This is a genomic window from Pseudomonas sp. MEJ086, assembly GCF_030209025.1.
Classification (GTDB): domain Bacteria; phylum Pseudomonadota; class Gammaproteobacteria; order Pseudomonadales; family Pseudomonadaceae; genus Aquipseudomonas; species Aquipseudomonas fulva_A.
Window position 1 is genome coordinate 158,689 of the sequence record NZ_JARVSV010000003.1, and the last position, 24,005, is coordinate 182,693.

Below are 24,005 nucleotides of genomic sequence, written 5' to 3' on the forward strand. Positions count from 1 at the left end.
CGGCGCAGGCCTTGCCCAAAGCGCCCCACTTGGGCAGAATGCGCGCGTCCTAGGGGAGTAGTCTCCCGCGAGCGCCAGCTCGCCCGGCATGCATCAACATACTTGGTCGGTTGACCATGGTGCGTGCGACCCAAGACCCGCCAAGACGGGTCTGCGCAACTCGGCCACAGCAAGCACGAGTGCCGCGCAGGGTTTGACAAGACCTATGACACGAACACCTTACCCGGGGCGGGAAGGTTGTACGTGTCATAGCCGTGTCTACCCGCCCCTTTAGGAAACCTGATGCTGGAATCTCTTTTCGTTCCCACCCTGATCGTCGCCCTGGCGGAAATCGGCGATAAGACGCAGCTGCTCGCGTTGCTGCTGGCCGCGCGCTTCCGCAGGCCGTGGCCGATCATCTGGGGCATGGTGGTTGCCACGCTGGCCAACCACCTGGTGGCTGGCGCGGTCGGTAACTGGGTAGCGGGGCTGCTCTCGCCCGCGCTGCTCAGCTGGATACTCGCCGCCTCGTTCATCATCGTGGCGCTGTGGACGCTGATTCCGGACAAGCTCGACGATGACGAAAGCTCCAACCTGAGACGCTACGGCCCATTCCTGACCACCCTGATCGCCTTCTTCCTGGCCGAAATGGGCGACAAGACCCAGGTAGCGACCGTGATGCTCGCCGCCCAGTACCCACACTTCATCATGGTGGTCATCGGCACCACCCTGGGCATGCTGATCGCCAACGTGCCGGTGGTACTGGCTGGCAACTTCGCCGCTGATCGCCTGCCCCTCACCCTGATCCGTCGGCTGGCCGCCACCGCCTTCGCGGCGCTGGCGCTCTATGCGGCCTATCAGGCACTACTGCTGAGCGGCCTCGTCGGCAAGTGATCGCCGAGGCCTGCTGACGCTTCACCGCGGCGGCGCCGAAAGGTCAACAGCCCCTAAGCCGGGCGACGGCGCAGATAGCCGTTCTCGGCGAACCACTGAATGCTGCGCTGCAAGGTATCGTCCACCGACTGGCGGGCAACGAAACCCAGTTCTTCACGGGCCTTGCGCCCGTCGAGGAACTGGCTTCCGGACATCAGCGCGATGGCCGTCTCATCGAGCCACGGCCAGGCGCCGGTGAGGCGATGACGCAACCTGCCCCATGCCGCCAGACCGTTGGCCTTGTTCAGTGACAACTCTGCCGGCACGGCGACACCCAGCCGCTCGGCGATACGCCCGACCAGATCGGCCATCGGAATGTTCTCGCCGGTGATCAGGTAGCGTTCCCCCACACGGCCATGCTCCAGAGCCAACAGCAAGCCACGCCCCGCTTCGCTGGCATCGATCAGATTGCGTTGACCCGGCACGTAGCCGCGCATCTCGCCGCTGTCGATGGCAGTGATCAGCCGCCCGCTGCTTGGCCCGGCATCCAGCTCACCGATACACAGGCCGGGAATCGCGATCACCACCGGCAGCCCGGCACGCGCCTGCTCACGGGCCTGCTGGTCCAGCGCCCATTTGGACAAAAGGTAGGCATTACGCGAGCGCGGCATTTCGTCGTAGAACAGCCCCTCATGCCCAGGCTGCCCCGATGGGTGCCGAGGCAGCGCGATGGCCGAGCCGACGTAGACGATGCGCGTCACCTCGGCAGCCTGGCAGGCGTTGTAGAAACGCTGGGTCTGATCGAGCGCGCTGGCGACCTCGTCCTGCCAGTGGCGGGGCCGCTGCGGATAATAGCCAGCGCAGAAAATCACGCCGTCTACGCCCTGCAGGGCCCTGGTCAGAGCCCGCTGATCGAGCAGCTCGGCTGCCCGGCATTCTGCACCGAGATAGGCCAGGCGCTCGATGCGCGAAGACAGACGATGGACCAGTACCAGCTGATGCCCGGCAGCCTTGACCGCGCGCGCCGCGTGATGGCCGAGCAGGCCCGACGCGCCGACGACGGCAATTTTCACGAACGACTCCCGCGCAGCCGAAAAACGGCTAGCCCAGGACGATCACGCACGCTGTCCAGATCACTTCTTCGCTTGCTGATACAGCGGCATCACCTTCGGAATGGCGGCCTGCAGGGATGCGATGCGGCTCGAAGACGCGGGGTGAGTGCTCATGAACTCAGGTGGCGAACCCTCGCTGGCCTTGGCCATTTTCTCCCACAGGGTAACCGCCGCATTCGGGTTGAAACCGCCACGTGCCGAGAGCTCCAGACCGATCAGGTCGGCTTCGTTCTCGTTGCTGCGGCTGTTGGGCAGGGTCATGCCGTAGTTCACCGCGGCATCGGCCAGGGCCATCTTGTCCGGTGTCACACCCAACAGCGCAGCGGCTCCCTGCTTGGCCAGGTTCACACCATAGGCCTTGGACATCGCCTCACGGCCATGCTCGCGCAGGGCGTGGGCGATTTCGTGGCCCATTACCGCGGCGATTTCGTCATCGGTGAGTTTCAGTTTCTGGATGATGCCGGTGTAAAAAATGATCTTGCCGCCCGGGCCGCAGTTGGCGTTCAGTTCCGGGCTGTCGATCAGGTTGACCTCCCACTGCCACTGAGCGGCATCGGGCCGGAACAGTGGCGCCTGCTTGATCAACCGGTCGGCGATACGCTGCAGGCGCTTGGCATCCGCGCTGTTCTTGTCCAGCACGCCCTTGGTGGAGGCTTCCTTGAGCGTTGCCTGATAGGACTGGGCATACATCTGGTTGACTTCATCGGTCGACAGCGCACTGAACATGTACTGTTTGCGCTCGACGCCGACCGCTCCACCGCTGGTGGTATTGACGGCCTGGCATCCTGCCAACAGCAATGCCGCTGCCAGAGTGGTGAAAGACAACGACGATTTCATGCTGGATCTCCCTGAGAACTGAGCGACGTATGCTAGGGGCTGTTAGAGGTGCTCGCAAGCCGAGCGGTCAGGCGGGGGTCAGACACTCCGGCCCGTCGAGCTTCGGATCATTGACCAGGTTGCTCAATACCCGTTCCCGCAGGGGCTGCGGTGCCCCGACGAGCAGCGCCTTCAGCTCCTCCAGCGGTGTATCCGCAGCCAGCCAGCGCTGCTGATCCTGCGCATTCAGAATCAGCGGGCGACGCAGCGTGGCAGCGGCCTGAGTGACCATGGCAGTGCTGAGGTAGACATGCCCGTCGACCGGATAGGCTTCCCAGATGGCCGCGAAGTAAAGAAGTGAGTCCTGGCCGCTCAACCAGTAGGGGCGTTTGCGGGCGGCACCGCGCCACTCGTAGAAACCGTTGGCCGGGATCAACCCGCGCCGCAGGCGAAAGCCGTCGCGAAACATGGGCTGATCGACCAGCGTCTCGGCACGCGCGTGGGCTGGCGTCTTCGACAGGTCGGTGAACCAGGGCGGTGTCAGCCCCCAGCGCGCCCGCGCCAGCGAACGCTGCTCGCCATCGGCACGCTGCAGGAGCACCTGAGCGCCGGGCGCCAGATTCCAGTGAGGCTGTTGATCAGCGGGAAAACCGGCCTGCGCCGTAAAAGCAGGCGTCCAGCGAAACAGGGCGAAGCGTCCACTCATGGGTGACCCGATCAGGAAGGAGGGACGCGCGACTGCATCAGCACAGCAACACACCCTGGAAGTTATCCGGCTCGTCACCGGGCAGCGGTTGCGCACCATTGTACTCGGCGATCAACTGGCGGGCGCGCTCGCAATCATCATCCTCGACCAGCATACCCAGCAGACCACAGGCCGGCAGCTCGCCCACCGCGCCAACCAGGTGGCCACCGACCAGATGCGCCTGAATGCCCTCGCTGGCGAGCATGCCTTTCAACAACTCACCCTCCATAAGGTCCTGGGGCTCGTAGATCCGCTTCATCAGTCATTCTCCCCCCTTACGTCCAGTTGCCACTCCACACCATCGGTATTGAGCGAAAACACGATTGGCCGGCAGCACACTGGGCAGTCCTCGATGTACTGCTGATCACCGGCCGACAGGTCCAACACGGCCTCGACCGGCTCACCGCAATACGGGCATTGATAGTCCTGGGTTTCCAGCATAGGGCGCCTCCATGTGACTTGCAGGGTATAATGGGCGGTCTATTGCTGCCTCTCGGGTCGGCTGTCGTCGTGCTCGCGGGCCCGAACGGCGGCGGCTCTCCTCGACGGGGCGCTCAACCTCTCAATCGCAGCGACAATCACAAGAGATCATGATGGGCGAATTCGATAGCATCCGACCCTACGCCGACGCGGAAATTCCAGCGGTTCTGGCGCGCCTGTTGGCCGACGATGCGTTCCTCGACATCCTTACCCAGTTTCGTTTCCCGCGTCTTGCGGGGCCATTCGGCTGGCTGCTCAAACCTCTTATAGCTCACCGACTGCGTTCGCGGTTGCGAGGCATCGATTCGGTGAGAGCCCTGCAGGACACCATCGAGCCCTACGTCGACCGCACCGTCGAGAAAGCCACCGATGGCGTGACCTACTCCGGGGTGGAAACCCTCAAGGCAGGCAGCGCCTATCTGTTCCTGGCCAACCACCGTGACATCGTCATGGATCCGGCCTTCGTCAATTACGCGGTGTATCACGCCGGGCTGCAGACGCCACGTATCGCCATCGGCGACAACCTGCTGCAGAAGCCCTTCGTCAGCGATCTGATGCGCCTGAACAAGAGCTTCATCGTACACCGCTCGATCAGCGGCCGCCGCGAGAAGCTGGCAGCCTACCAATTGCTGTCGGCCTATATCAGCCACTCGATTCGCCACGACGGCGAATCGATCTGGATCGCCCAGGCCGAAGGTCGCGCGAAAGACGGCGACGACCGTACCGATTCGGCGATCCTCAAGATGTTTCACATGAGCCGCAAGGACGAGCCGTTCGCCGAGGTCATCGGCAGCCTCAAGCTGACTCCGGTGTCGATCAGCTATGAATATGATCCCTGCGACCTCGCCAAGGCCCGTGAGCTCTATACCCGTGCGACGACCGGCAGCTACACCAAACAGCCGGGTGAAGACGACAAGAGCATCGCCTTGGGCATCACCGGCTACAAAGGGCGCGTACACGTGCATTTCGGCGACCCGCTAACCAGCGGCTTCGAAGACGCCAAGCAGTTGGCCGCCATCACCGATGCGCACATTCTCACCGGCTATCGCCTGTTTCCCGTGCACTACCTGGCGTATGCGATGTGGAACGAGCGCGATGCACAACTCGATGTTCCCGCGGCCGAGACGCTGTTCGACGCCGCCGAGCTGGCCGCCGCCAGGGAGCAATGGCAGCAGCGCCTGGGCAAATGCCCGAGCGAACAGCAGCCCTATCTGGTGCAGCAGTACGCCATGCCGGTGCGCAACCAGTACCGCATCAAGGCTGGCCTGCCACTCTGATAACGCGGAATCTGCTTGCTCAGAAATGAAGAAGCCCCGACATGTCGGGGCTTCTTCGTACTGCGTGATCGATCTACTGACCGCTGAGAATCTGCGACAGCGTCGGATCCTTGAAGGTGCGGGTCAGGGCATCGCTCAACACGTCACTGACCAGCTTGGTGTTGGTTTCCTGATTCGGCGCCATGCCGAAGCGCTGGTTCAGGGAAGCACCGTAGCGGCCGCTGTAACGGCGGTTGCTGTTCTGCACGTCGGCGCGGAAGGTGGCGGTCATGTCGGCTTCGGTGACGTACAGACCTTCCTTGGGCGACTGATACTTCAGCTCGGCCAGGGTCAGGGTCAGTTGCGGCGCGTTATAGGCGTTGGCCGAAGGCGTGAAGCCCAGCAAACGCACTGCGGCTTCGGCTTGAGCCTGCAGCTTGGGCAGTACGTCCTGGCCAGCGACGCTGATGGCGCTGGTTTCCGGGTAAAGACCGCCACGGGTCCCCAGAACCGGGGATGGACGGCCGTCAACGACGCGTACGACCACGGGCTGGCCCTGGCCAACGGGGGTCAATGATCCGATGAGCTTGGGTTGCGGGCTGATTTGCTGCGGGCTGTGGGCACAACCGACAAGAGCCAGACTGAGAGCGGCAACCAGACCAAACAACAGGCGATTCATACTCGGTTCTCCATGGAGGGGCGCATAAGGCGTCGCGAAGTATAACGAATCGACCTGCAATGGGTGAACGCGGTTCCGGTCATGTGCTCGTCACATGCCAGCGGTATAAGACTTTGGTCGCTTTGCACGATGGAAGTTTGTTTGATGCGCGCACTACTGAAAAAGGCTGCACTGCCACCACGCCCTCGGATTTTCGCCTGCGTCGATGAACACGGCATATGCCGCGCATTTCGCCAGAGCGCCCATGCTCCGGGGCCTGCAAGCTGGCACGAGGTCAACGAGCAACGCCTCGCCTGGCTCGGCTCCGCGCTCCCGGAAAGCGCCTTCACCTCCCGCTGAACGCACATCCGGGCGTTTGCAGGCAGAACTGCGCGTTCAATAAAAGTCACACGCAGCTGATCAATTCTCTCGCTTTCGCCTTATAATCGCGCCCCGATTATAAGGACGCCTCCTGATCGGCCTCGCCGTACCGCTGATGCACTTCGAGCCATCGGCAACGCCACAGAGAGTCGCCCACTTCGTGCTGCTCGATATCGACAGCCTTCCTCGCTCCATGCAGCGATTACCGCGTTTTCGCGGAACATCTGCCGCCGAGGATGGCCCAACAGGCACATGAACTTTTGAGGTTCGCGTTCCAAAAGAACGTGAAAAAACGGTTTCAATAACTTCACAAGAGTGTGGCGAACATATGAATCATCTTGCGGCAGGACAAGGCGACCCCCTCCCGTCACCCGGATCCCCAGGACAGCTCTGCAACCGCTGACAGGCGCATCTACGCCCAGGCCGAAGGCCATCGATTGGAAGCTGATTTTTTGGAGATGTGGTAATGGCGCAGAACGATTACGAAGCTGTAGATGTAGTGCTGGTCGGAGCCGGCATCATGAGCGCGACGCTGGCCGTGCTGCTCAAGGAACTCGATCCGGGCATCAAGCTGGAAGTCGTGGAAGCGATGGACGCCGGTGCAGTTGAAAGCTCCAACCCCTGGAATAACGCAGGCACTGGCCACGCCGGCCTGTGCGAGCTCAACTACACCCCCGAGTCGGCTGACGGTTCCATCGATATCAAGAAGGCGGTGAGCATCAACGCCCAGTTCGAGGAATCCAAGCAGTTCTGGGCTTACCTGGTCAAGAAAGGCACCTTCGGCTCGCCGAAGACCTTCATCAACTCGGTCCCACACCTCAGCTTCGTTCGCGGTCAGAAAGGCATCGACTACCTGAAGAAACGCTTCGAGGCACTGCGTGTGCACCATGCCTTCGAAGACATGGTGTACAGCGAAGACCGCGACACCATGGCCCAGTGGATGCCACTGATGATGCCAGGCCGCGATCCCGGCGAGCCGATTGCAGCGACCCGCGTGGCCAACGGTACCGACGTCAACTTCGGCGCGCTGACCAAGAGCTTGCTGGACTACCTGGTGCAGCAGAGCAACGCTCGCGTGACCTGCAACCAGCGCGTCACGGACCTGACCCGCAACGAGCACGGCTGGCGCGTAAGCACCAAGGACCCGAAGAGCGGTAATCACCGCGAGATCCAGGCCCGCTTCGTGTTCCTCGGTGCCGGGGGCGGTGCCCTGCCCCTGCTGCAGATGTCGGGCATTCCGGAAGGCAAGGGCTTTGGCGGCTTCCCGGTCAGCGGCCAGTGGCTGCGCTGCGACAACCCGGAAGTGGTCAACCAGCACCAGGCCAAGGTGTACAGCCAGGCCGAAGTGGGCTCGCCACCCATGTCGGTGCCGCATCTGGATACCCGCGTCGTCGACGGCAAGAAATCCCTGCTGTTCGGACCTTACGCCGGCTTCACCACCAAGTTCCTGAAGAAGGGCTCGTTCCTCGACCTGCCCATGTCGGTACGCCTCAACAACATCGGCCCGATGCTGGCAGTGGCTCGCGACAACTTCGACCTGACCCGTTATCTGGTCAAGGAAGTGATGCAATCCCAGGATCAGCGCCTCAATACGCTGCGCGGCTTCTATCCGCAAGCCAAGGCCAGTGACTGGCGCCTGGAGATCGCCGGCCAGCGCGTGCAGATCATCAAGAAGGACACCAAGAAAGGCGGCATTCTGCAGTTCGGTACCGAGCTGGTGGCAGCCAAGGACGGTTCCATCGCCGCCCTGCTGGGTGCCTCGCCAGGCGCCTCGGTAACGGTCTCGATCATGCTCGACCTGATTCGCCGCTGCTTCCCCGAAAAGGCGGCATCAGCCGAGTGGAGCAGCAAGCTGCACGAGATGTTCCCAGCACCTTCTGCGGTACTGAGCAGCGATGCAGAGCAATATCGTGCCGTGCAATCGCACTCGGATGCCCTGCTGCAGCTAAAGGAAACGCAGCCGCTCTGATCGGACACAGGAAAGCGAGACGGCGCCCACATGGGCGCCGTTTTTTTTGCTCACCGAGCGAGCAGGACGCGCTGCGAACCGGTTTGCCGGAATCACGCGCCCAATAAAAAGCCAGTCAGCAGAGCTGACTGGCACAAGGCCTGGCAGGCCGGGGTTTACTGGAACAGAGAATCGGCGGAAAGGCCGTTCTTCTCGAGTATCTCGCGCAGGCGCTTCAGCGCCTCCACCTGGATCTGCCGAACGCGCTCACGGGTCAGGCCAATCTCCTGACCTACCTCCTCGAGCGTACAGCTCTCATGACCACGCAGACCGAAACGGCGCACCACCACCTCACGCTGCTTGTCGGTCAGTTCCGAGAGCCATTGATCGATGCTTTGGGACAAATCGTCGTCCTGCAGCAACTCACAGGGATCGGTGGGCCGATCATCGGTGAGCGTATCGAGCAGCGTCTTGTCGGAGTCTGGGCCAAGCGACACGTCAACGGACGATACCCGCTCATTCAGCCCGAGCATGCGTTTGACCTCGCCCACCGGCTTTTCCAGCAGGTTGGCGATTTCTTCGGGGGACGGTTCGTGATCGAGCTTCTGGGTCAATTCCCGCGCTGCGCGCAGGTAGACATTGAGCTCCTTGACCACATGAATGGGCAGGCGAATGGTGCGGGTCTGGTTCATGATCGCCCGTTCGATGGTCTGCCGAATCCACCAAGTGGCGTAGGTGGAAAAACGGAAACCACGCTCGGGATCGAATTTCTCGACGGCCCTGATCAAACCGAGGTTGCCCTCTTCGATCAGGTCCAGCAGCGAGAGCCCGCGGTTGACGTAGCGCCTGGCGATCTTGACCACCAGCCGCAGGTTGCTCTCGATCATGCGCTTACGACCGGCAGGATCGCCCTTCTGCGCCAGACGCGCGAAGAACACTTCCTCTTCCGGGGTAAGCAGGGGGGAAAAACCGATTTCGTTGAGGTAAAGCTGAGTGGCGTCTAGCGCCCGGGTGTAGTCGATGTACTTGTGTTGCTTGCTGCCGGTGGATGGCTTGGCTTTGGCGCGCGCAGTGGTCTTGGTACCAGCCTGCTCGCCTGCCCCATCGTCAAGATCGATGTCGGGCTCCATCAGGAGCACTTCATCGTCGATGTCAAACTCCGGCGCTTCTTTGGTCTTGAGTGCCATTTTATTCTTCCGTCCCTTGCTGAGTTCGACCAGCAAGCCCCGATGCGCCGTTATCCTTGGCAACATCCGAGCCCGTCCATCCCACATGAGGGGCGAACGAGCGACAGATCAACGACGTGGCAGGTATTGCATTGGATCTACAGGCTTACCCTGGCGGCGAATCTCGAAGTGAAGCTTCACCCGGTCAGTTCCTGTGGAACCCATCTCGGCAATCTGTTGCCCGACTTTGACCTGCTGCCCCTCACGTACCAACAGCCTTCGGTTGTGACCGTAGGCACTCACGTAGGTATCGCTGTGTTTGATGATCACCAATTCACCGTAGCCCCGTAACCCACTCCCGGCGTAGACAACGGATCCACCAGACGCAGCAAGGACAGGCTGTCCCAATTCACCTGCGATATCAATGCCTTTATTCAAACTACCGTTTGAGGAAAAACGTCCGATAATCGCACCACTGGCAGGCCATGCCCACCCCGTCGCCGAACGCTGAACAGGCTCCACGGGCGTGGTTGCCGGGGTCACGACGACCGGCGTCGAAGGCTGTGTGGTGGTTCTTGCCGGAGGCGCCTGAACCGGCGTGGTTGGCCGACTTGGCGTAGTCACTACAGGTGTGCTGGCAGAAGGGGACGAGGTCGCTACCGGCCTGCTCGAACTGCCTGAGCCGAAGCGAATAACCTGGCCAACCCGGATCATGTAGGGAGCGGCGATGGCGTTGTGGGCGGCCAGCGCTTTCCAGTCCCAGCCGTAGCGAAAGGCGATGGAGTAAAGTGTGTCTCCTCGTTGCACGCGGTATTGACCAGACGTCACCGGCTGGCGCTGCGCGGCAGCGTTGTTGCGGTCCACTACCTGCACATTACCGGAGTGCGAGCTGGCACAACCTGCCAGTACCGTGCTCAACACGGCCAGAACCAGCACATTGCGTAGCATGCCCGAGCAAAAGCGCCCTTGATTGGCTGTGAAACTCACCCGTATCTCCCTTGCAGACGGCCTCGAGCGACCCGTAACGAACGCCGAAACGTCAGACTTCTTGCAACTGGCGGCGGCGCGCCAGCCATTCCACACCCAGCACCAATACGATGGCAAAACAGCTCAGGGCAATGGCCAGCAGCAGTTGTGCGTCTTCGCCACTGACATCAGAGAACTGCCACGGCAGTAGATTGACCTGTTCCAGAGGAAACGATTCACCATGACGGTTGATTTGCCATGTAAGCGTCTGCTTCCAGGGCCATACCTTGACCAGCGAACCCAGCATCAGGCCAGCGAGAAACGCCATGGTCAGGTCGCGCATATGCGCCAGCAGCCAGCTCAGTGCCTTGGAAAAGGTCAGCAGGCCCAGCACGCAACCGGCAGAAAATATCGCCAGTACCGCCAGATCGAAATTCTTCACGGCACCCAGCACCACCGGGTAAAGCCCCAGCAACACCAGGATGAAGCTCCCAGAGATGCCCGGCAGAATCATCGCGCTGATGGCGATGGCGCCGGCGATGAACAGCATCAGTGGGTCAGCGGAGAGCTGCATGGGCACAGCGAGCGTGATCCACAGCGCGAACGCCAGCCCCACTGCGAAACCGACCAGCCGATTGGCGCGCCAGGCACTCACTTCGCGCCCCACCAGGTACACGGAAACCAGCACAAGACCGAAGAAGAACGCCCACAGCGGTACCGGGTGCTCGCTCATCAGGAAACTGATCGCCCGTGCCAGGGTGAAGATGCTGCTGAGGATACCGAGCATGACGACCAGCAGAAAGCTGGCGTTGCAAGCCTGCCAGGCATCCTTGACGCGCCCGCGGAAGAACAGCAGGAGCGCTTCGGGCATGGCGGCAAACGAGGCGAGCAGCTTGTCGTATATACCGGTGATCAGGGCGACGGTGCCACCGGAGAAACCGGGCACCACGTCGACAGCGCCCATGGCTATCCCTTTGGTATATAGCAACAAGGTTTTCTTCATGCATCCTTCCGTATTGATTGAATCAGGCCAGAGGGCCGTTAAGCAGGGGCACGAACCGAACCGCGTCGAGTACGTGCCGAGAAAAACCATGTTCCTCGCGAATGATCAGTAACAATTGCTGAACGTCACCTGAACCGACAGGAATGACCAGTCGCCCACCTGGGGCCAATTGATCCAACAGGGCCTGGGGCACATCGGATGCAGCAGCCGTGACGATAATGCCATTGTAGGGCGCCAGCGCAGGCCAGCCTTCCCAGCCATCGCCCCAGCGGAACACCACGTTGCGCAGGCTGAGTTTGACCAGTCGTTCCTTGGCCCGTTCCTGCAGGCCCTGAATGCGCTCGACCGTGAACACCCGCTCGACCAGCTGAGCCAGAATCGCCGTCTGGTAACCCGACCCCGTACCGATCTCCAGCACCTTGTCCAACGGACCGGCGGCGAGCAGCAACTCGCTCATGCGCGCGACCATGTAGGGCTGCGAGATGGTCTGGTTATGGCCGATCGGCAGCGCCGTGTCTTCATAGGCACGGTGGGCCAGTGCCTCGTCGACGAACAGATGGCGCGGTGTACGGCGAATCACTTCGAGCACCTGGGCGTTCGACAGGCCTTCATCGTAGAGACGCTGGATCAGGCGCTCGCGGGTGCGCTGAGAGGTCATGCCAATCCCGTGGCGGTCATGCTCCCGATTCATGTCATCAGCCCCTCCAGCCAGGGTTTGAGGCGATTCAGGCCATCCTGATAGGTGCGGTCGAGTTGCAGCGGCGTTACCGAGACGTAGCCCTGCATCACCGCGTGAAAGTCGGTGCCCTGAGCGCCATCTTCCACGTCGCCGGCAGCGGCGATCCAATAACCTTCCTTGCCACGCGGGTTGACCACTTTCACCGGCGCCGCAGCCCGAGCGCGATGGCCGAGTCGGGTCAGTTGCACGCCACGGATATGCTCGAGTGGCAGATTGGGCACGTTGACGTTGAGCACGGTGCGCGGCGGCAGATCGAGCTGCTCATGGGCCTCGACCAGCTTGCGAGCGAAATAAGCGGCGGTCGGCATGTTTTCGGCGGAACGCGAAAGCAGCGAAAAGGCGAATGCCGGGCGGGCCAGGAAACGGCCTTCGAGAGCCGCGGCTACGGTACCTGAATACAGCACGTCATCACCGAGGTTGGCCCCCAGGTTGATACCCGCCACGACCAGATCGGCAACGTCGGGCAGCAGGCCATGGAGTCCCAGGTGCACGCAGTCGGTCGGCGTACCATTGAGACTGATGTAGCCGTTGGCCAGGACGCACGGGTGCAGCGGGCGATCGAGGGTCAGCGAACTGCTCGCGCCGCTTCGGTCACCATCGGGTGCAATCACTGTGCAGTCGGCGTAATCGGCCAGCGCAGCATGCAACGCGGCAAGGCCCGGTGCGGCCACGCCGTCATCGTTTGAAATCAGAATACGCATGGGTTGTCCGTCTGCCCTGCAGGCAAAAGGTCGACGATTTCGCGCACCAGAGCAGTGGCGAAACATCCAGCCGGCAGGACGAATTCCAGTTGCAGAATGTCAGGCTCGGGATAATGCCACGTCAAACCGCTAATGGGGAGGCGCAGGATACGCCGTTCGTGCGCCATGCCCGCTTCTGCCAGCCATAAGGCCAGCTGCGCCTCGGCGTCACCGATGCCCTGCTCCAGATGTCGAGTGCTTCCAGCCGCTGGGGACGGGCCTTCGCCCCACAACGGACCGGTCGGGTGCAAGTCCAGCTGGGCCAATCGCGGATCCAGGCATTCGGCTTCACCGGCAGCGAAAAAACTGCGGCTGTTGGTGAACGCCAGCAGGTCGCCGGGCTGCGCCTGGTTCCAGGTGCCGGCGGCGACTCGCTCGGCCAATACCCGGTTGAACAGAAAGCTGCGCGCGGCCGACAGGACGCGAGAGCGCACATTGCGCTTTTCCGGCAGCTCCTTGCGCTCGGCGAAATGCCGGGCATGCGCAACGTTGCCGCCCTCGAAACCGAAGCGCTGAGCGCCGTAGTAATTGGGAATGCCCTGGGCGGCGATGCTTCTCAGGCGTTCATCCAGCGCCGCCTGATCGGCCTGCAAGGCAGTCAGGCGCAGGATGAAACCATTGGCAGCATGGGCGCCGCGCTGCAGCTTTCGCGAATGGCGAACCTGCTTGAGGATCACCAGGGATTCGTCCTGAGCCTTACCCAGATCGGGATCGCTCTTGCCGGGCAAATGCAGGCTGAACCACTGCCGAGTCAACGCCTGGCGATCCTTCAGCCCGGCATAACTGATCATTCGTACCGGCACTCCGGCGGCACGCGCCAGGCGGATAGCAGCCTCCTCGGTATTCAGGCCACGCTTCTCGACCCACAGCCACAGATGCTCACCTGCGCCGGACAATTCGATATCCAGCACTTCGTCGACCTGAAAATCCTCGGCGACGGCCTTAAGAACAGCCTTTCCGCAGGGCTCGCCATAGGCCCGCGGGCCGAGCAGTTCCAGTTCGGTCATGCGCTGACCAGCAAGGCCACGGCATGCACCGCGATACCTTCTTCACGGCCCACGAAACCCAGCTTCTCGGTGGTGGTGGCCTTGACGTTGACCTGATCCAGTTCGACCTGCAGATCCTCGGCGATCAGCCGGCGCATCGCTTCGATATGCGGAGCCATCTTTGGCGCCTGAGCTTCGATGGTGGCGTCGACGTTGCCAACCTTCCAGCCCTTGGCGTGAACCAGCCCCAGCACATGGCGCAACAGCACACGGCTGTCAGCGCCCTTGAAGTCAGGGTCGGTATCCGGGAAATGCTTGCCGATATCACCGAGCGCTACGGCGCCGAGCAACGCATCGGCAAGGGCATGCAGCACCACATCGCCATCGGAGTGGGCAACCAGGCCGAACTTGTGGGGGATACGCACACCGCCCAGGGTAATGAAATCCCCATCGCCGAAGCGGTGCACATCGTAACCATGGCCAATCCGCATGAACCGATGCCCTCGCAAAAAAGGCCGATTCTACCCGAAAGAACAACTGGAGGCGGACTTGCCCGGCTGCTGAAGCGGCCAATGGAATAAAACCCATTCCCGCCTAGCCATTTTCAGTGATCTCCATGTCGAGCAAAACACCGCGCTCCGGCACAGGTTGCTCAGGGCGTCAGCGCGCGACCGTACAGGCGACCTGAAGAGAAAAACCGCAAGGCAGCTTCCCCCTCCACCGCCTTCGCAAACTCTATATCGCGAAAATGTTGGAATGTTCTCGCCCTACGGATAGTCGACAAGAGGTAGCAAAACATTTCTAGCAACCATGGAGACCATCATGGCCGTAGCACGCAAACCGACAGCAGCAAAACCCAAGGCAAAAGCCAGCGCACAGAAACTCAAGGGCGATGGCCTGGCCATCAATACCAGCGTCGATGGCGCTGCCCGCGAGAAGGTCGCTGAAGCACTGACCAAGGCGGTCGCGGACAGCTACACCCTGTACGTCAAGACCCTGGGCGTGCACTGGAACGTGCAAGGCTCGAACTTCTATGGCCTGCACAAGCTGACCGACGCGCAATACAACGAAATTCATCAGGCCGCTGACGAGCTTGCCGAGCGTATCCGCGCCCTGGGCAAACTGGCGCCGACCGGTGGGGAAACCTTCCGCGCGCTCACCGTCATCGACAATGAAGCGCCACACAAACCTACACCGCAGATGATCGGCGAGCTGGTGAAGGACAACGAAGCAGTGGCTCGGCGCATGAGCGAGTTCGCTGAACTGGCCGAAGAAGCCGGTGACCTGTTCAGCCACGACATGCTTGTAGCGCGCATCGGCGTGCACGAGCAGAATGCCTGGATGCTGAGATCCAGTCTGGGTGAGTGATCTGTAGCAGCGAAAGGAAGGGCGCTGCCGGTTGAACCGGTAGCGCCCTTTTTCATTCAGCGAGCCAGCGCCTCGGCATGATGGCGCAAGTGGTCTTCGATGAAACTGGCGATGAAGTAGTAGCTGTGGTCATACCCCGGTTGCAGGCGCAGGGTCAGCGGATGGCCGGCCGCCTTGGCCGCCGCTTCCAGCGCATGAGGCTTGAGCTGGCCGTCGAGAAAATCGTCACGATCTCCCTGATCCACCAGAATCGGTAACTTCTCCGTCGCATCGGCGATCAGCACGCTGGCATCCCATTCGCGCCAGCGCGATCGGTCTTCACCGAGATAGTTGGAAAACGCCTTCTCGCCCCACGGGCAGTTCAGCGGATTGGTGATCGGCGAAAAAGCCGAGACCGAAGCATAACGCCCCGGATTCTTGAGCGCGCAGATCAACGCGCCGTGGCCGCCCATGGAGTGTCCGGCGATACCGCGCTTGTCGGATACCGGAAAGTTGGCCTCGATCAACGTCGGCAGTTCCTGCACCACGTAATCATACATGCGGTAATGACGCGCCCAGGGCTCCTGCGTCGCATTGACGTAGAAGCCGGCACCCAGACCGAAGTCGTAGGCGCCATTGGCGTCGTCCGGCACGCCCTCACCGCGCGGGCTGGTGTCCGGGGCGACGATGATCAGGCCGAGCTCGGCTGCCATGCGCTGGGCGCCGGCCTTCTGCATGAAGTTCTCGTCGGTGCAGGTCAGCCCGCTGAGCCAATACAGCACTGGCAGCCTGGCGCCCTTCTCGGCTTGCGGCGGCAGATAGACGGCGAACACCATGTCGCAGTTGAGCGACGTGGAGCGGTGGCGATAGCGCTTGTGCCAGCCGCCAAAGCTCTTGTTGCTGGAAACGATTTCCAAAGTCATGACGAGTCCTCACGGGCGGCGGACAAGCCGTCGGGCGACGGCGTTATCCGCCCCACTGATCAATAGTGGATGACGGTGCGGATGCTCTTGCCTTCGTGCATCAGATCGAAGGCGTCGTTGATCTGCTCCAGGCCCATGGTGTGGGTAATGAAGGTATCCAGCGGGATTTCGCCACTCTGCGACTTCTCCACATAGCTCGGCAATTCGGTGCGGCCCTTGACGCCACCGAAAGCCGAACCACGCCAAACGCGACCGGTTACCAGCTGGAACGGGCGGGTGCTGATTTCCTGGCCAGCACCGGCCACACCGATGATCACGCTTTCACCCCAGCCCTTGTGCGCGCACTCCAGTGCGGCGCGCATCAGTTGCACGTTGCCGACGCATTCGAAGCTGTAGTCCACACCGCCATCGGTCAACTCGATGATCACGTCCTGGATCGGCTTGTCGTAATCCTTCGGATTGACGAAGTCGGTCGCGCCCAACTCGCGGGCCACGTCGAACTTGGCCGGATTGATATCGACGGCGATGATGCGCGAGGCCTTGGCCATCTTCGCTCCGATGATCGCTGCCAGGCCGATGCCACCCAGGCCGAAGATGGCAACGGTGGCGCCCTCCTCCACCTTGGCGGTGTTCAGCACAGCGCCGATACCGGTGGTCACGCCACAGCCGAGCAGGCAGACCTTTTCCAGCGGCGCTTCCTTCGGAATGACAGCCAGGGAGACTTCCGGCAGGACGGTGTATTCGGAGAACGTCGAGCAGCCCATGTAGTGATAGATCGGCTCACCGTTGTAGCTGAAGCGCGACGTACCATCGGGCATCAGGCCCTTGCCCTGGGTAGCACGCACCGAGCTGCACAGGTTGGTCTTGCCCGACAGGCAGAATTTGCACTTGCGGCATTCGGCGGTGTACAGCGGAATCACGTGATCCCCTACAGCCACCGATGTCACGCCCTCGCCGATGGCTTCGACGATGCCGCCACCTTCGTGGCCGAGGATCGAGGGGAATACGCCCTCGGAGTCGGCACCGGACAGGGTGTAGGCGTCGGTGTGGCAAACACCGGTCGCGACGATGCGTACCAGCACTTCCCCAGCCTTGGGCGGCTCGACATCCACTTCGACGATTTTCAGCGGCTCGTTGGGCGCAAAGGCTACGGCGGCGCGCGACTTGATCATATCCAGATTCTCCTGATGGGAAAGCGATGGGGAGGGAGTGTAGTAGACCCACAGCGAGAGATAATCAGGCAGAATGCAAAACATTATTGCCATCTAGGGACAATCAATCGCTGGCCAAGCAAAAGGGGAAGAACATGAATCGCTGGGAAGGCCTGGACGAATTCGTCGCTGTGGCGGAATGCGGCCAGTTCACGGCTGCCGCCGAACGCCTGGGGTTGTCTTCATCCCAGGTAAGCCGACAAATCGCCCGCCTGGAAGAACGCCTGCATACCCGGCTGTTCTATCGCACCACGCGCAAGGTGGCGCTGACCGAGGCGGGTCAGACCTTTCTGCAGCATTGCCAGCGCCTGCAGGATGCACGGGAGGAAGCGCTCAATGCGATTGGCGATCTGGGCGGCGAGCCCAAGGGGCTGCTGCGCATGACCTGTGCGGTGGCCTATGGCGAGCGCTTCATCGTGCCATTGGTCACCGCCTTCGCCGCCCGCCACCCGAGGCTTTCCGTGGATATCGAACTGAGCAATCGCACCCTGGACCTGCTCCAGGACGGTTTCGACATCGCCATTCGCCTGGGCCGCCTGCAGGACTCGCGAATGCTCGCGACGCGCCTGGCGCCAAGGCGCATGTACCTGTGCGCATCGCCTGACTACCTGCAGCGCTACGGTCGCCCGCACAGCCTCTCGGAGCTGGCTCGACACAATTGCCTGGTTGGCAGCAGCGATGTCTGGACATTCCAGCTAGATGGCCGCGAAGCCTCTCAACGGGTTCAGGGCAACTGGCGCTGCAACAGCGGCCAGGCCGTGCTGGATGCGGCGCTCGGCGGGCTGGGCCTGTGCCAGCTGCCCGACTATTACGTGCTCGAACACCTGCGCAGTGGCGCCCTGGTGTCCCTGCTCGCCAATCACCAGCCACCGAATACCGCGGTGTGGGCGCTCTACCCGCAACAACGGCATCTGTCGCCCAAGGTCAGGCAACTGATCGATGCGTTGCGTGACGGTTTGAGCCAACGAGTCGAATACACCTAGCCGCTCATATGCTGTCACAACCGTCAGCGAACCTCTGTCGTCATCACCCCGTCGTAAATCATGAGGCCCTTGTTCGGGCCGTTGCGAACCCACCAGCATGAGGAAATGGTTATGCAGGTCATGGTCAACAGCGGAAAACACGTCGACACCTCGATGGCATTCAAGACGGATATCCGAAGCCGAGTACGAGACAAGTTACAGCGCTATGAGGAACATCTCACCCGCGTGGAAATTCATCTCTCCGACGAAAACGCCCTGAAAAGCGGCCCCCAGGACAAACGCTGCAAGGTAGAAGCACGCATGAAGGGGCGCGACCCCATGTCGGTGTCCTTCGATGCCTGCGAAATGCAGCAGGCCATCGACGGCGCCATGAACAGGCTCACCAGTGTGCTCGATCGCAACCTTGGCAAAAACGCCAACAAGTGGATTCACTGAGAGCGGTCCACCTGCGCCACCCGGAGCATCGCCCCAGTACGAATCGATGGGGCCTTGCCGCGGTGCCGGCGTCGCCTGAAGGATTCGCCGCGGGGGCGGGGCTCCTACCGGTGGAGCAACGGCGTCAGCTGCGGCCGCGCCAGACGCGCTCCAGATAGTGCAGGTCTTCCGGGCGGGTGACCTTGAGGTTATCCGCCCGGCCTTCGACGAGACGTGGCGACTGACCGGCCCACTCGATGGCCGACGCTTCGTCGGTCACTGCAACATCCGATACCAGTGCTTCGGCGAGCGCGCGGTGCAAGGCACCCAGGCGGAACATCTGCGGTGTGTAGGCCTGCCAGATGACCGAGCGATCGATGGTTTCGCGCACACGCCCATCGCTGCCGATACGCTTGAGGGTGTCACGAGCGGGAACGGCAAGCAGCCCGCCTACCGCATCGTCAGCCAGCTCGGCCAGTAGAAGGTCGAGATCGGACTGCGCCAGATTGGGCCGTGCTGCGTCGTGCACCAGCACCCAATCCTGCTCACTGGCGCCCAGTTCTCCCAGACGCAGCAACGCATTGAGCACCGAGTCGGCGCGCTCGGCACCGCCGTTGGCAATATGGATGCGCGGGTCGCGGGCGCAACTCAGGTTTGGCCAGAACGGGTCGTCCTCGGCCAGGCTGACCACCACGCCACGCAGGCACGGATGGTCGAGGAAACAGTTGAGGGTATGTTCGAGAATGCTCTTGCCGGCCAGCTGCAGATACTGCTTGGGCTTGTCGGCACGCATACGGCTGCCGATACCGGCGGCCGGAATCACCGCCCAGAAGGACGGCAGATCAGGAGTGTTCATTCAGCCAACTGATAGAGGGTTTCGCCGTCCTTGACCATGCCCAGCTCATGGCGGGCTCGCTCTTCGACGGTTTCCATGCCTTTCTTGAGCTCCATCACTTCCGCCTCGAGGATGCGGTTGCGCTCGAGCAGACGCTCGTTCTCGCCTTCCTGGTCGGCAATCTGCTGCTGCAGATCGGTAACCTGCGCCAGACTGCCCTCGCCGACCCACAGGCGATATTGCAGCCCTGCAAGTACCAGAACCAGAACGAGAAACAGCCAGTAGGAACTACGCATGGCAGGTGAGGCACTCGGATAAGAAAGGGTCGCTGCTGCGGACATCTGTCGATTCTCCCTGCGTCATCGGCATCCGACAAGACCGTGAAGTCGACTCGACAGATCTTCACAGCGTCCGCGTGGCGAGGTGTTGACCACCTCGCCGAGCGAACCTACCTTAGCCGCGGAACTCGCCGCGACCACGGTACGGCGCCTTGGCGCCCAGTTGCTCTTCGATACGCAGCAACTGGTTGTACTTGGATACGCGGTCGGAGCGGCACAGCGAGCCGGTCTTGATCTGACCAGCGGCAGTACCGACCGCCAGATCGGCGATGGTGCTGTCTTCGGTCTCGCCACTGCGGTGCGAGATGACCGCGGTGTAACCAGCAGCCTTGGCCATCTGGATGGCTTCCAGGGTTTCGGTCAGCGAGCCGATCTGGTTGAACTTGATCAGGATCGAGTTACCGATACCCTTGTCGATGCCTTCCTTGAGGATCTTGGTGTTGGTCACGAACAGGTCGTCGCCAACCAGCTGAACCTTGTTGCCGATCTTGTCGGTGAGGATCTTCCAGCCTGCCCAGTCGGACTCGTCCAGACCGTCTTCGATGGAGATGATCGGGAAGCGCTCGGTCAGGCCTTTCAGGTACTCGGCAAAACCTTCGGCATCGAAGGACTTACCCTCGCCAGACAGGTTGTACTTGCCGTCTTCGTAGAACTCGCTGGCCGCGCAGTCCAGTGCCAGGGTGACGTCAGTGCCCAGCTTGTAACCCGCATTGGCCACGGCTTCGGCAATGGCCGACAGCGCGTCTTCGTTGGAAGCCAGGTTCGGCGCGAAACCGCCCTCGTCGCCAACAGCGGTGCTCAGGCCACGAGCCTTCAGCACGGCCTTGAGGTGATGGAAGATTTCCGCGCCGATGCGCAGGCCGTCGGCGAAGTTCTTCGCACCAACCGGCTGCACCATGAATTCCTGGATATCGACGTTGTTGTCGGCATGCTCGCCGCCGTTGATGATGTTCATCATCGGTACGGGCATGGAGTACTGGCCAGGGGTGCCATTGAGGTTGGCGATGTGCGCGTACAGCGGCAGATCCTGATCCTGGGCGGCGGCCTTGGCGGCTGCCAGGGAGACGGCGAGGATCGCGTTGGCGCCCAGAGTGGCTTTGTTTTCGGTGCCGTCCAGATCGATCATGATCTTGTCCAGAGCCTTCTGGTCGACCGGATCCTTGCCCAGCAGCGCATCGCGGATCGGGCCATTGATGTTGCCAACGGCCTTGAGAACGCCCTTGCCGAGGTAACGGCTCTTGTCGCCATCACGCAGTTCCAGCGCTTCGCGCGAACCGGTGGAGGCACCGGAAGGCGCACAGGCGCTACCGACGATGCCATTGTCGAGGATTACGTCCGCTTCCACGGTGGGGTTGCCACGGGAGTCGAGAACCTCACGACCCTTGATGTCGACGATCTTTGCCATTCTTGTAAGCTCTCCAGAAATTGTCGAAAACGCACTGCTGCATTCGGCTGCCAGCACCGGGCACGATCAACGGCGGACCGGGCTGACATGACAAACCCGGCCAAAAGGCCGGGCGGTGAAACAGATAAGCGAACCGTGGAAACGCCGGTCAGGCGGTTTCGATCGGATCCTGACTCTTGATCAGATCATCCAGCTGCTTGAGCTGCGCCAGGAACGGCTCGAGCTTGTCGAGACGCAAGGCACAAGGGCCATCGCACTTGGCATTTTCCGGATCCGGATGCGCCTCGAGGAACAGCCCGGCCAACCCCTGGCTCATGCCAGCCTTGGCCAGCTCGGTCACCTGGGCACGACGCCCGCCCGCAGAATCCGAGCGCCCGCCCGGCATCTGCAAGGCGTGGGTGACGTCGAAGAACACCGGGTACTCGAAGGCCTTCATGATGCCGAAGCCCAGCATGTCCACCACCAGGTTGTTGTACCCGAAGGAAGAACCACGCTCGCAGAGGATGAGCTGATCGTTCCCGGCTTCGACACACTTGGCGAGAATATGTTTCATTTCCTGAGGCGCGAGGAACTGCGCCTTCTTGATGTTGATCACCGCACCGGTCTTGGCCATGGCCACCACCAGGTCGGTCTGCCGCGAGAGGAAGGCAGGCAACTGGATGATGTCGCAGACGTCCGCCACCGGCTGCGCCTGGTGGGGTTCGTGCACATCGGTGATCACCGGCACGCCGAAGGTCTTCTTCACTTCCTCGAAGATCTTCATGCCCTCTTCCAGGCCAGGGCCGCGGAAGGAAGTCACCGACGAACGGTTGGCCTTGTCGAAGCTTGCCTTGAACACATAAGGGATACCGAGCTTTTCGGTAACCCGCACGTATTCCTCGCAGGTACGCAGCGCGAGGTCACGGGACTCCAGCACGTTGATCCCGCCAAACAGCACGAACGGCTTGTCGTTGGCGACATCGATCGCGCCAACGCGGATGGTCTTCTGCGCCATGGGTCAGGCCTTCTTCGCTTGGTGCGCCAGTGCGGCGTTGACGAAACCACTGAACAGCGGGTGGCCGTCACGCGGCGTGGAGGTGAATTCCGGGTGGAACTGACAGGCGACGAACCATGGATGATCCGCGCTCTCGACCACTTCGACCAGGGCGCCGTCACCCGAACGACCGGTGACCTTCAGGCCAGCGTCGATCAGTTGCGGCAGCAGGTTGTTGTTCACTTCGTAGCGATGGCGGTGGCGCTCGACGATCACGTCCTTGCCGTAGCAATCGTGAACCTTGGAGCCGCTCAGCAGTTGGCAATCCTGGGCGCCCAGGCGCATGGTGCCGCCAAGGTCGGAGGCTTCGGTGCGCTGTTCGGTCGCGCCGGTCGCATCCTGCCACTCGGTGATCAGACCGACCACCGGATGCTTGCTGGCGATGTCGAACTCGGTGGAGTTGGCATCATCCCAGCCCAACACGTTACGGGCGAACTCGATGACCGCCACCTGCATGCCCAGGCAGATGCCCAGGTAGGGAATCTTGTTCTCGCGAGCGTACTGGACGGTCTTGATCTTGCCTTCCACGCCACGCAGACCGAAACCGCCTGGAACCAGAATGGCATCGACGCCCTGCAGCAGGTCGGTGCCCTTGTTCTCGATGTCTTCGGAATCGATATAGCGCAGGTTGACCTTGGTACGGTTGCTGATACCGGCATGGCTCATCGCTTCGATCAGCGACTTGTAGGCATCCAGAAGCTCCATGTACTTGCCGACCATGGCGATGTTGACTTCTTTTTCCGGGTTCAGCTTGGCATCGACCACGCGATCCCACTCGGACAGGTCGGCACCGCGGCATTCCAGAGCGAAACGCTCGACGACGAAATCATCCAGGCCCTGCGAGTGCAGGATGCCCGGGATCTTGTAGATGGTGTCGGCGTCTTCCAGGGCGATTACGGCACGCTCCTCGACGTTGGTGAACTGGGCGATCTTGCGGCGCGACGACAGGTCGATCGGGTGATCGGAGCGGCACACCAGTACGTCCGGCTGCAGGCCGATGGAGCGCAGTTCCTTGACCGAGTGCTGGGTCGGCTTGGTCTTGGTTTCGCCTGCGGTGGCGATGTACGGAACCAGCGTCAGGTGCATCAGCATGGCGCGCTTGGCGCCCACTTCGAAACGCAGCTGGCGGATAGCCTCGAGGAACGGCTGCGACTCGATATCCCCCACGGTGCCGCCGATTTCGACCATGGCGACGTCGGCGTCGCCGGCACCCTTGATGATGCGGCGCTTGATCTCGTCGGTGATGTGCGGGATGACCTGGATGGTCGCGCCCAGATAATCACCACGGCGCTCTTTGCGCAGCACGTCTTCGTAGACGCGGCCGGTAGTGAAGTTGTTGCTCTTGGTCATCGTGGTGCGGATGAACCGCTCGTAGTGACCCAAGTCGAGATCGGTCTCGGCACCGTCGTGAGTGACGAACACTTCACCGTGCTGGAACGGGCTCATGGTGCCCGGATCGACGTTGATGTAGGGATCCAGTTTGAGCATCGTGACCTTCAGGCCCCGCGCCTCCAGGATTGCCGCCAAGGATGCCGAGGCGATGCCTTTCCCCAATGAAGAAACAACACCACCCGTGACGAAAATGAAGCGCGTCATGAAAAACCCTAAGAAGTCAGCAGTGGCGGTCGAGCCGCCGGGGAGCAGAGAAGGCCTTGGTTCACCTTAGCA

Annotated in this window: 26 protein-coding genes and 1 riboswitch; of the genes, 6 read left to right on the forward strand and 20 right to left on the reverse strand. The window is 61.7% G+C overall.

Going from position 1 to position 24,005, the window contains the following annotated elements:
• Nucleotides 1–40: 40 nt before the first annotated feature.
• Nucleotides 41–195, forward strand: a riboswitch (yybP-ykoY riboswitch).
• Nucleotides 196–285: 90 nt separating this feature from the next.
• Nucleotides 286–873: a TMEM165/GDT1 family protein gene (locus tag QRN22_RS01660; RefSeq protein ID WP_179540002.1), complete on the forward strand. Its 588-nt coding sequence runs from the start codon at nt 286–288 to the stop codon at nt 871–873.
• Between the two features lie 53 nt (nt 874–926).
• Here the strand turns inward: QRN22_RS01660 and QRN22_RS01665 are convergent, their stop codons facing one another.
• The 5 genes from QRN22_RS01665 to QRN22_RS01685 all read right to left on the reverse strand — a co-directional run bounded on the left by QRN22_RS01665 (nt 927) and on the right by QRN22_RS01685 (nt 3,966).
• Nucleotides 927–1,925 (reverse strand): NAD-dependent epimerase/dehydratase family protein, encoded by a 999-nt coding sequence (locus tag QRN22_RS01665; RefSeq protein WP_042555211.1) that lies wholly within the window; start codon nt 1,923–1,925, stop codon nt 927–929.
• Nucleotides 1,926–1,985: 60 nt separating this feature from the next.
• Nucleotides 1,986–2,801: a M48 family metallopeptidase gene (locus tag QRN22_RS01670; RefSeq protein ID WP_042555210.1), complete on the reverse strand. Its 816-nt coding sequence runs from the start codon at nt 2,799–2,801 to the stop codon at nt 1,986–1,988.
• 67 nt (nt 2,802–2,868) lie between these two features.
• Nucleotides 2,869–3,486, reverse strand: coding sequence for an SOS response-associated peptidase (locus QRN22_RS01675; RefSeq protein WP_042555209.1), 618 nt, complete (start codon nt 3,484–3,486; stop codon nt 2,869–2,871).
• 37 nt (nt 3,487–3,523) lie between these two features.
• On the reverse strand, nt 3,524–3,784 hold the full coding sequence (locus QRN22_RS01680) for a putative signal transducing protein (RefSeq protein WP_042555208.1): 261 nt from the start codon (nt 3,782–3,784) through the stop codon (nt 3,524–3,526).
• Nucleotides 3,784–3,966 (reverse strand): CPXCG motif-containing cysteine-rich protein, encoded by a 183-nt coding sequence (locus QRN22_RS01685; protein ID WP_042555207.1) that lies wholly within the window; start codon nt 3,964–3,966, stop codon nt 3,784–3,786. The genes QRN22_RS01680 and QRN22_RS01685 overlap by 1 nt, the downstream gene beginning before the upstream one ends.
• 149 nt (nt 3,967–4,115) lie before the next feature.
• Here QRN22_RS01685 and QRN22_RS01690 point away from each other — a divergent pair, with 149 nt between their 5' ends.
• Nucleotides 4,116–5,282, forward strand: a complete 1,167-nt coding sequence (locus tag QRN22_RS01690; protein ID WP_042555206.1) for a 1-acyl-sn-glycerol-3-phosphate acyltransferase — start codon at nt 4,116–4,118, stop codon at nt 5,280–5,282.
• A 73-nt stretch (nt 5,283–5,355) separates the two neighbouring features.
• Here QRN22_RS01690 and QRN22_RS01695 read toward each other — a convergent pair whose 3' ends face one another.
• The gene (locus QRN22_RS01695) at nt 5,356–5,940 is read right to left on the reverse strand and encodes a YajG family lipoprotein (RefSeq protein ID WP_042555205.1); all 585 of its coding nucleotides are present in this window, start codon (nt 5,938–5,940) and stop codon (nt 5,356–5,358) included.
• Between the two features lie 826 nt (nt 5,941–6,766).
• Between QRN22_RS01695 and mqo the strand changes: the two genes are divergently transcribed.
• Nucleotides 6,767–8,269, forward strand: a complete 1,503-nt coding sequence (gene mqo, locus QRN22_RS01700; protein ID WP_042555203.1) for a malate dehydrogenase (quinone) — start codon at nt 6,767–6,769, stop codon at nt 8,267–8,269.
• Nucleotides 8,270–8,424: 155 nt separating this feature from the next.
• Here mqo and rpoS read toward each other — a convergent pair whose 3' ends face one another.
• The 7 genes from rpoS to ispF form a co-directional block, all read right to left on the reverse strand.
• Complete coding sequence (gene rpoS, locus QRN22_RS01705; protein ID WP_042555202.1) at nt 8,425–9,435, reverse strand: RNA polymerase sigma factor RpoS; 1,011 nt, start codon at nt 9,433–9,435, stop codon at nt 8,425–8,427.
• 108 nt (nt 9,436–9,543) lie between these two features.
• Entirely contained in the window at nt 9,544–10,362 is an 819-nt protein-coding gene (locus tag QRN22_RS01710) for a peptidoglycan DD-metalloendopeptidase family protein (protein WP_082045847.1), read from the reverse strand.
• Nucleotides 10,363–10,453: 91 nt separating this feature from the next.
• Nucleotides 10,454–11,383, reverse strand: coding sequence for a polyprenyl-phosphate transporter (locus QRN22_RS01715; RefSeq protein ID WP_042555200.1), 930 nt, complete (start codon nt 11,381–11,383; stop codon nt 10,454–10,456).
• Nucleotides 11,384–11,405: 22 nt separating this feature from the next.
• Nucleotides 11,406–12,041, reverse strand: coding sequence for a protein-L-isoaspartate(D-aspartate) O-methyltransferase (locus QRN22_RS01720; RefSeq protein WP_179537520.1), 636 nt, complete (start codon nt 12,039–12,041; stop codon nt 11,406–11,408).
• 29 nt (nt 12,042–12,070) lie between these two features.
• Complete coding sequence (gene surE, locus QRN22_RS01725; RefSeq protein ID WP_042555198.1) at nt 12,071–12,823, reverse strand: 5'/3'-nucleotidase SurE; 753 nt, start codon at nt 12,821–12,823, stop codon at nt 12,071–12,073.
• Nucleotides 12,811–13,869 (reverse strand): tRNA pseudouridine(13) synthase TruD, encoded by a 1,059-nt coding sequence (gene truD / locus QRN22_RS01730; RefSeq protein WP_042555197.1) that lies wholly within the window; start codon nt 13,867–13,869, stop codon nt 12,811–12,813. The genes surE and truD overlap by 13 nt, the downstream gene beginning before the upstream one ends.
• Nucleotides 13,866–14,339 (reverse strand): 2-C-methyl-D-erythritol 2,4-cyclodiphosphate synthase, encoded by a 474-nt coding sequence (gene ispF / locus QRN22_RS01735; RefSeq protein WP_042555196.1) that lies wholly within the window; start codon nt 14,337–14,339, stop codon nt 13,866–13,868. Before ispF ends, truD begins: the two co-directional genes overlap by 4 nt.
• A 331-nt stretch (nt 14,340–14,670) precedes the next feature.
• On the opposite strand from ispF, the gene QRN22_RS01740 reads away from it, so the two are divergent.
• Nucleotides 14,671–15,216, forward strand: a complete 546-nt coding sequence (locus QRN22_RS01740) for a Dps family protein (protein ID WP_052493837.1) — start codon at nt 14,671–14,673, stop codon at nt 15,214–15,216.
• A gap of 56 nt (nt 15,217–15,272) precedes the next feature.
• Here the strand turns inward: QRN22_RS01740 and fghA are convergent, their stop codons facing one another.
• On the reverse strand, nt 15,273–16,118 hold the full coding sequence (gene fghA / locus QRN22_RS01745; RefSeq protein ID WP_042555195.1) for an S-formylglutathione hydrolase: 846 nt from the start codon (nt 16,116–16,118) through the stop codon (nt 15,273–15,275).
• Nucleotides 16,119–16,177: 59 nt separating this feature from the next.
• Nucleotides 16,178–17,290, reverse strand: a complete 1,113-nt coding sequence (locus tag QRN22_RS01750) for an S-(hydroxymethyl)glutathione dehydrogenase/class III alcohol dehydrogenase (RefSeq protein WP_042555194.1) — start codon at nt 17,288–17,290, stop codon at nt 16,178–16,180.
• 134 nt (nt 17,291–17,424) lie between these two features.
• Here QRN22_RS01750 and QRN22_RS01755 point away from each other — a divergent pair, with 134 nt between their 5' ends.
• Entirely contained in the window at nt 17,425–18,312 is an 888-nt protein-coding gene (locus QRN22_RS01755) for a LysR substrate-binding domain-containing protein (protein ID WP_042555193.1), read from the forward strand.
• A gap of 111 nt (nt 18,313–18,423) precedes the next feature.
• On the forward strand, nt 18,424–18,747 hold the full coding sequence (locus QRN22_RS01760) for an HPF/RaiA family ribosome-associated protein (RefSeq protein ID WP_042555192.1): 324 nt from the start codon (nt 18,424–18,426) through the stop codon (nt 18,745–18,747).
• A 124-nt stretch (nt 18,748–18,871) separates the two neighbouring features.
• Here the strand turns inward: QRN22_RS01760 and ispD are convergent, their stop codons facing one another.
• The 5 genes from ispD to pyrG form a co-directional block, all read right to left on the reverse strand.
• A complete protein-coding gene (gene ispD / locus QRN22_RS01765) occupies nt 18,872–19,582 on the reverse strand; it encodes a 2-C-methyl-D-erythritol 4-phosphate cytidylyltransferase (RefSeq protein ID WP_042555191.1) in 711 nt (236 codons plus the stop codon).
• Nucleotides 19,579–19,857, reverse strand: coding sequence for a cell division protein FtsB (ftsB, locus tag QRN22_RS01770; RefSeq protein ID WP_042555190.1), 279 nt, complete (start codon nt 19,855–19,857; stop codon nt 19,579–19,581). The genes ispD and ftsB overlap by 4 nt, the downstream gene beginning before the upstream one ends.
• Nucleotides 19,858–20,014: 157 nt before the next feature.
• Entirely contained in the window at nt 20,015–21,304 is a 1,290-nt protein-coding gene (gene eno / locus QRN22_RS01775) for a phosphopyruvate hydratase (protein WP_042555189.1), read from the reverse strand.
• 148 nt (nt 21,305–21,452) lie between these two features.
• Nucleotides 21,453–22,298: a 3-deoxy-8-phosphooctulonate synthase gene (kdsA, locus tag QRN22_RS01780; RefSeq protein ID WP_042555188.1), complete on the reverse strand. Its 846-nt coding sequence runs from the start codon at nt 22,296–22,298 to the stop codon at nt 21,453–21,455.
• A 3-nt stretch (nt 22,299–22,301) separates the two neighbouring features.
• The gene (gene pyrG, locus QRN22_RS01785) at nt 22,302–23,933 is read right to left on the reverse strand and encodes a CTP synthase (protein WP_042555187.1); all 1,632 of its coding nucleotides are present in this window, start codon (nt 23,931–23,933) and stop codon (nt 22,302–22,304) included.
• Between the last annotated feature and the right edge of the window lie 72 nt (nt 23,934–24,005).

Bases quoted from the DNA above. Each gene is read 5' to 3' on its own strand.
- QRN22_RS01715 (WP_042555200.1), bottom strand. From the start codon at position 11,383: ATGAAGAAAACCTTGTTGCTATATACCAAAGGGATAGCCATGGGCGCT.
- fghA (WP_042555195.1), bottom strand. From the start codon at position 16,118: ATGACTTTGGAAATCGTTTCCAGCAACAAGAGCTTTGGCGGCTGGCAC.
- ispF (WP_042555196.1), bottom strand. From the start codon at position 14,339: ATGCGGATTGGCCATGGTTACGATGTGCACCGCTTCGGCGATGGGGAT.
- QRN22_RS01750 (WP_042555194.1), bottom strand. From the start codon at position 17,290: ATGATCAAGTCGCGCGCCGCCGTAGCCTTTGCGCCCAACGAGCCGCTG.
- QRN22_RS01690 (WP_042555206.1), top strand. From the start codon at position 4,116: ATGATGGGCGAATTCGATAGCATCCGACCCTACGCCGACGCGGAAATT.
- QRN22_RS01755 (WP_042555193.1), top strand. From the start codon at position 17,425: ATGAATCGCTGGGAAGGCCTGGACGAATTCGTCGCTGTGGCGGAATGC.
- rpoS (WP_042555202.1), bottom strand. From the start codon at position 9,435: ATGGCACTCAAGACCAAAGAAGCGCCGGAGTTTGACATCGACGATGAA.
- QRN22_RS01680 (WP_042555208.1), bottom strand. From the start codon at position 3,784: ATGAAGCGGATCTACGAGCCCCAGGACCTTATGGAGGGTGAGTTGTTG.
- QRN22_RS01670 (WP_042555210.1), bottom strand. From the start codon at position 2,801: ATGAAATCGTCGTTGTCTTTCACCACTCTGGCAGCGGCATTGCTGTTG.
- QRN22_RS01675 (WP_042555209.1), bottom strand. From the start codon at position 3,486: ATGAGTGGACGCTTCGCCCTGTTTCGCTGGACGCCTGCTTTTACGGCG.
- QRN22_RS01720 (WP_179537520.1), bottom strand. From the start codon at position 12,041: ATGACCTCTCAGCGCACCCGCGAGCGCCTGATCCAGCGTCTCTACGAT.
- eno (WP_042555189.1), bottom strand. From the start codon at position 21,304: ATGGCAAAGATCGTCGACATCAAGGGTCGTGAGGTTCTCGACTCCCGT.
- ftsB (WP_042555190.1), bottom strand. From the start codon at position 19,857: ATGCGTAGTTCCTACTGGCTGTTTCTCGTTCTGGTTCTGGTACTTGCA.
- ispD (WP_042555191.1), bottom strand. From the start codon at position 19,582: ATGAACACTCCTGATCTGCCGTCCTTCTGGGCGGTGATTCCGGCCGCC.
- QRN22_RS01710 (WP_082045847.1), bottom strand. From the start codon at position 10,362: ATGCTACGCAATGTGCTGGTTCTGGCCGTGTTGAGCACGGTACTGGCA.
- mqo (WP_042555203.1), top strand. From the start codon at position 6,767: ATGGCGCAGAACGATTACGAAGCTGTAGATGTAGTGCTGGTCGGAGCC.
- QRN22_RS01760 (WP_042555192.1), top strand. From the start codon at position 18,424: ATGCAGGTCATGGTCAACAGCGGAAAACACGTCGACACCTCGATGGCA.
- QRN22_RS01695 (WP_042555205.1), bottom strand. From the start codon at position 5,940: ATGAATCGCCTGTTGTTTGGTCTGGTTGCCGCTCTCAGTCTGGCTCTT.
- kdsA (WP_042555188.1), bottom strand. From the start codon at position 22,298: ATGGCGCAGAAGACCATCCGCGTTGGCGCGATCGATGTCGCCAACGAC.
- QRN22_RS01740 (WP_052493837.1), top strand. From the start codon at position 14,671: ATGGCCGTAGCACGCAAACCGACAGCAGCAAAACCCAAGGCAAAAGCC.
- truD (WP_042555197.1), bottom strand. From the start codon at position 13,869: ATGACCGAACTGGAACTGCTCGGCCCGCGGGCCTATGGCGAGCCCTGC.
- QRN22_RS01685 (WP_042555207.1), bottom strand. From the start codon at position 3,966: ATGCTGGAAACCCAGGACTATCAATGCCCGTATTGCGGTGAGCCGGTC.
- surE (WP_042555198.1), bottom strand. From the start codon at position 12,823: ATGCGTATTCTGATTTCAAACGATGACGGCGTGGCCGCACCGGGCCTT.
- pyrG (WP_042555187.1), bottom strand. From the start codon at position 23,933: ATGACGCGCTTCATTTTCGTCACGGGTGGTGTTGTTTCTTCATTGGGG.